The sequence below is a fragment of the Fluviicola sp. genome (assembly GCF_030151805.1).
Classification (GTDB): domain Bacteria; phylum Bacteroidota; class Bacteroidia; order Flavobacteriales_D; family Crocinitomicaceae; genus Fluviicola.
The window spans coordinates 1-4,673 of the sequence record NZ_JASLCN010000054.1; the positions used below are offsets into that span (position 1 = coordinate 1).

General features: G+C 45.3%; 3 protein-coding genes. 1 reads left to right on the forward strand and 2 read right to left on the reverse strand.

The genetic code is table 11. The annotated features are described in order from the left end of the window. Both Q1V93_RS02130 and Q1V93_RS02135 read right to left on the reverse strand, forming a co-directional pair. Nucleotides 1–642: PorP/SprF family type IX secretion system membrane protein (locus tag Q1V93_RS02130; RefSeq protein WP_300660801.1), on the reverse strand; the 642-nt coding region annotated here is incomplete at its 3' end. A gap of 12 nt (nucleotides 643–654) precedes the next feature. After that, complete coding sequence (locus tag Q1V93_RS02135; protein WP_300660803.1) at nucleotides 655–3,993, reverse strand: HYR domain-containing protein; 3,339 nt, start codon at nucleotides 3,991–3,993, stop codon at nucleotides 655–657. A 129-nt stretch (nucleotides 3,994–4,122) separates the two neighbouring features. On the opposite strand from Q1V93_RS02135, the gene purE reads away from it, so the two are divergent. Further along, nucleotides 4,123–4,608 (forward strand): 5-(carboxyamino)imidazole ribonucleotide mutase, encoded by a 486-nt coding sequence (gene purE, locus Q1V93_RS02140; protein WP_300660804.1) that lies wholly within the window; start codon nucleotides 4,123–4,125, stop codon nucleotides 4,606–4,608. Nucleotides 4,609–4,673 lie beyond the last annotated feature (65 nt).

The following is a 4,673-nucleotide window of genomic DNA, read 5'->3' on the forward strand; positions in this document are numbered from 1 at the left end:
TACATCACTTAAACGCACTTTATTCTTAAAGATTTGGCTTCCGCTTACGCTGACCAACAACCGGTCGTTGTAAATAACCAGTCCTGCCTGGGCGTCAAGGTAATTTTGTCGTGCAGAAATTCCCAGGTAATTCGTATACGCTTTATCGTTGGCAGAACCAAGTGTGACTTTTGAAGCGTCGATCCCGAAATTGGACCAACCCAACCCGATGCCGACTCCGGCATTTAATTTTTGCGACAACGGAATGTGCACTCCGATATTTCCTTTCACACTCGTTCTGGTAAACGGACCGATCACATCGTTGATGAAAGTCAGCCCGGCAACCTGTTTGTAACCGACGGTTCGCTGCGGTGTGCTGTAAAAAGTTTGACCGATCGAAGCCAGTTCACCGAGAAGTGCTTTTGATTTGCGTTTTTTGAAACGCACCATGCTTTGAATTCCTGCAAAAGTGGTCATTGGTCTTCCGTCAACTCCGGCGTATTGCAGGCGGTTTCCAAGCGTCACCTCAGCTACGTTCATCATTCCTCCCGCAGCAGGATTGATTAAAAACGGAGACGATGCGGTTTGTGTGAATTGAATATCCTGTTGTCCGAAAGTGAATCCAGCAACCAGAATAGATGATATAAATATGATTTTTTTCATGATTGACAAGGATTAACGAATGATACTGATTGAACCTTTTAGCGTTTTGAAATCGTTGTTCGGAGAAACGATCTCGTAGAAGTACGTTCCGAGTGGAAGTTCTTCACCTTTGAAAGTTCCGTCCCACGGTTCGGCATATCCTTTGGATTCGAATACTTTGGATCCCCAGCGGTTAATAATCATGACGTTACAATCCGGATAGGTTTCATGCAGATTCGGAATGATGAATTTGTCGTTATCCCCGTCATGGTTTGGTGTAAACACGGTCGGGATTTCGAATGAGCCTTCACCGCACATATCCAGGTGAATTCGCAAGGTATCTTGCGTCGAACCACAGAAATCATGAACGAGTTTGTACAACAAAACCAAATCTCCCGGAGCAGCTCCTGTGAGTTTTGTATTTGCATTGTATTTATTCGTCAAGGTTGCATTACCTGCCAATTCGATCCAGTAAGTTGATTGATCAAATCCGGCATCGCTTCCGTGCAGGTTAATCGGAAGCTGATTCAAGCACAAAGTCGTGTCATTGGTAAGAACAGCCGCTTGAATCGGTTTGTAAATAATACTGCTGTCGACCGTGCTCGGACATCCGTTTGTGGAGATTGTCCAATACAAGGTGTGATATCCTGCCGGAATGGACAAAATAGTCGCAACCGGAGCATGAATATTGTTGATTGTGATAGCAGAATTGCTCGACCAGGTTCCCTGAGCATTGTTTCCCGGGCTATTTGCCTGGATGATGTAGCTTGTCGTTGCACATGCATACATGGAATCCGGAAGACTTGCCTGTGGAGGAGGCATGTTTACATCAATTCTTACGGTATCCCGCCGAGATCCGCAAGTAGGAGAAGTCACCACCCATTCGAATGTATTTGTTCCCAAAGAAAGGTTTTGAACCGTTGTTTGCGTTGCGTTCGGACTGGTAATTGTTCCACCTCCAGTCAGCATATTCCACGATCCCGTTCCGGATTGAATGGCTTGTGCTGCGATGCTCGTTGTATAGGTATCACAAAGGTAAATCAGGCTGTTCGGGACAAAAGCAGTGTCCGGATATTGCAGTACCTGAACAGTGAATGAACAAGAACTGGTATTTCCGGAAGAATCTTCAATCTGATAAGTTTGTGTAGTTGTTCCAACAGGGAAAATATCACCGGAAGAGAACCCCGAAAGATCTGTTTGCGAAATGGTAAAGTAACAATTGTCCGTTCCAACCGGGTTGGTGTATGTAATCAATGGATTACAGGTAGAAATATTTCCCGGACAGGTAATGGAAGGGGCCTGTGTTTCGATGATGGTGAAAGTGGTGGTACAGGAAGCACTGTTTCCTGCCAAATCCGTCACGGTAATCAGCACATTATGCGTTCCCGAAATCAGGTTGGTTCCTGCTGCTGGTAATTGCGTCAGGGAATAACCCGAGCAATTGTCCGTTACGGTTGCCAAAGCGGTTAAATCTGTGATCAAAGCATAACAGGAAACTCCGTTGTTGACCGTTTGCGCCGGCGGACAAGTAATGGTCGGAGCGATTGATTCGATTGGAACCGCTTGTGTAACACAGGTTCCTACATTTCCGGAAGTGTCCGTATACGAAATCACAATTCCCACCGGGTTGGTAACAACCGTTCCCGGAAGCGGGTTTTGAGAAATAGTCAATAAGTTGGAAGGGGCACAGTTTTCAACTGCGCTGTGGGTTCCGCTCAAATTCGGAATGGTCATCGAGCAGTTTCCTGAAATTGCCAAACTCGTATCGCTTAAACACGTTACGACCGGAGCTAATGTGTCGATTGCCGTAATGAAAATCGTACAGCTTCCGATGTTTCCGTTCAAATCAATCGCAGTCATCAAAACAGTAATCGTGTCTGAAAACAGCAATGTTGCCGGTTTGTTTTGAGCAAATACCAATTGGTTGCTTGCCGTACAGTTATCTGTCCCGGAAACAAGCGGAACCAAGTTTCCGACCAAAGCCAAACACTGATTGTTGACCGGAGCTGTAATTCCGGTAGGGCAATTGATTACCGGCAATGTCAGATCTTGAACCGTCAATACAAACTGACAAACCTGGGCATTTCCTTCGCCGTCGATTGCCTGAATGGTTACGTTATTCGGACCAACCGGAAGCGTGTTTCCTACGGCAGGACTTTGATTTAAAGAAAATACGGTTGAGCAATTATCGACTACGGTTGCCTGCGTGGTGAAAGTTCCCATATCGTAAGCACAACCGTTGTTGGTTGAAACTGTTTGGTTTGCCGGACAAGTGATGTGTGGTGAAATCGTATCAAACAAAAGCACATGTGTGAAACAGCTTCCCGAGTTTCCTGCAAGATCTGTCACGGTTACGGTTACGTTTTGTGTTGCATTCAACGGAGCTCCCGGTGCCGGATTTTGGCTGAAAGCAAGTGATCCGAAAGGAGTACAATATTCAACAATAACAGTTACGTCCGGAACCAGGTTCGGAACAATTCCCGTACACGATGCTGAAGCGTAAACTGTATCCAGGGACGGACAAGTTGGTTTTGGAGGAACAGTGTCTAAAACTGTCAGCGTGAAGTTGCAACTTGTGTTGTTTCCGGAAGGATCTACTGCCTGAAGTGTAATGGTTGTGTTGCCGTTTACCGTACTTCCGATTGCCGGAGACTGAATAACCGAAACGATTCCACAGGCGTCATTGACAGTTGCCAAAGCACCGTAATCCGGTAGTGTAAACACACAAAGTTCGTCCGAATAAACGGATGCCGGAGACGGACAGGTAATGGTTGGCGGAGTTACATCCGACGAAGTTCCCTGAATCCGGAAATTGTCCACAGCCGGAGCTTTGTTTCCGATATTTGAATTGTTGTAGGTGAAGCGGAAGCCGAGCCAGAAAACACTGTTGTCAAAACTTCCCGGGAGAAGCTGACTAAACGCGGAATAAGAAGCATTTGCCACTAATTGGGTAGAAACAGGTGCCCAGCTTGCCCCGGAATTTGTACTGATGACCAATTCCAGGTAATCAAGTCCGCTTTCTCCTTCGATTTGTATGTCTGCTAATACGGTCATGGCACTGAAACAGCTTGCATTGACCTCGCGGTAAACAATGGCCGTTTCTGTTCCTGCTGCTGCGTTGGCATATCCGTAATGTTGAATTCCTGTCGGTGTGCAATCATTGGTTGTTCCTCCCGAACTGATGTACAGCGCCTTATTTCCGCCGTTATTCGTGCAGGATCCCTGAACCCATTGATTCGGACCGGAAGTACTCACTGTATTCCAGGAAAAGGAATTCTCAAAATTGTCGGTAATGAAAGTAGTTTGAGCAAGTAGTTGCGCGCTCCATGGTACCAAAAAAGCACACACGAGTATTAGTATCGTTTTATTCATAATTTAAGTTGGACGAAGACCAAAACTAACAGAAAATTCAATAAAAACGGGTGGAAATACTTCACAATCGGGGAATAGTTTTCAACGATAGTGTATTATTCGTTAGATTTGCAAACAAAATTGAAACAAATGGTTGGAATTATCATGGGCAGTACTTCAGACCTGCCAATTATGCAAGAAGCAGCTGAAATTTTAAAGCAATTCGGAGTACCTTATGAGTTAACCATTGTTTCTGCACACCGTACTCCCGAGCGCATGTTTGAGTATGCAAAAACGGCTTCCGAAAGAGGAATCCAGGTTATTATTGCCGGAGCGGGAGGTGCAGCTCATTTACCGGGAATGACAGCGAGTCTGACTCCGCTTCCGGTTGTTGGTGTTCCGATCAAATCCAGCAATTCCATCGATGGTTGGGACAGTTTGCTTTCAATCGTTCAGATGCCGAATGGAATTCCGGTTGCAACAGTTGCGATTAATGCCGCAAAAAACGCAGGAATCCTGGCTGCAAAAATCTTAGGAGCGACTAATCCGGATCTTCAAAAAGTATTGAGCGACTACATGGAATCGATGAAAGAAACGGTTCTTGAAGGCGCAAAAAAAGTAGAATACAAAGGGTAATTTACGAATTACGAATTACGAATTACGAATTACGAATTACGAATTACGAATTACGAATTACGAAT

What these genes read in the sequence shown, in the direction of transcription:
- purE (WP_300660804.1), top strand. Translation starts at nt 4,123, where the DNA reads ATGGTTGGAATTATCATGGGCAGTACTTCAGACCTGCCAATTATGCAA.
- Q1V93_RS02135 (WP_300660803.1), bottom strand. Translation starts at nt 3,993, where the DNA reads ATGAATAAAACGATACTAATACTCGTGTGTGCTTTTTTGGTACCATGG.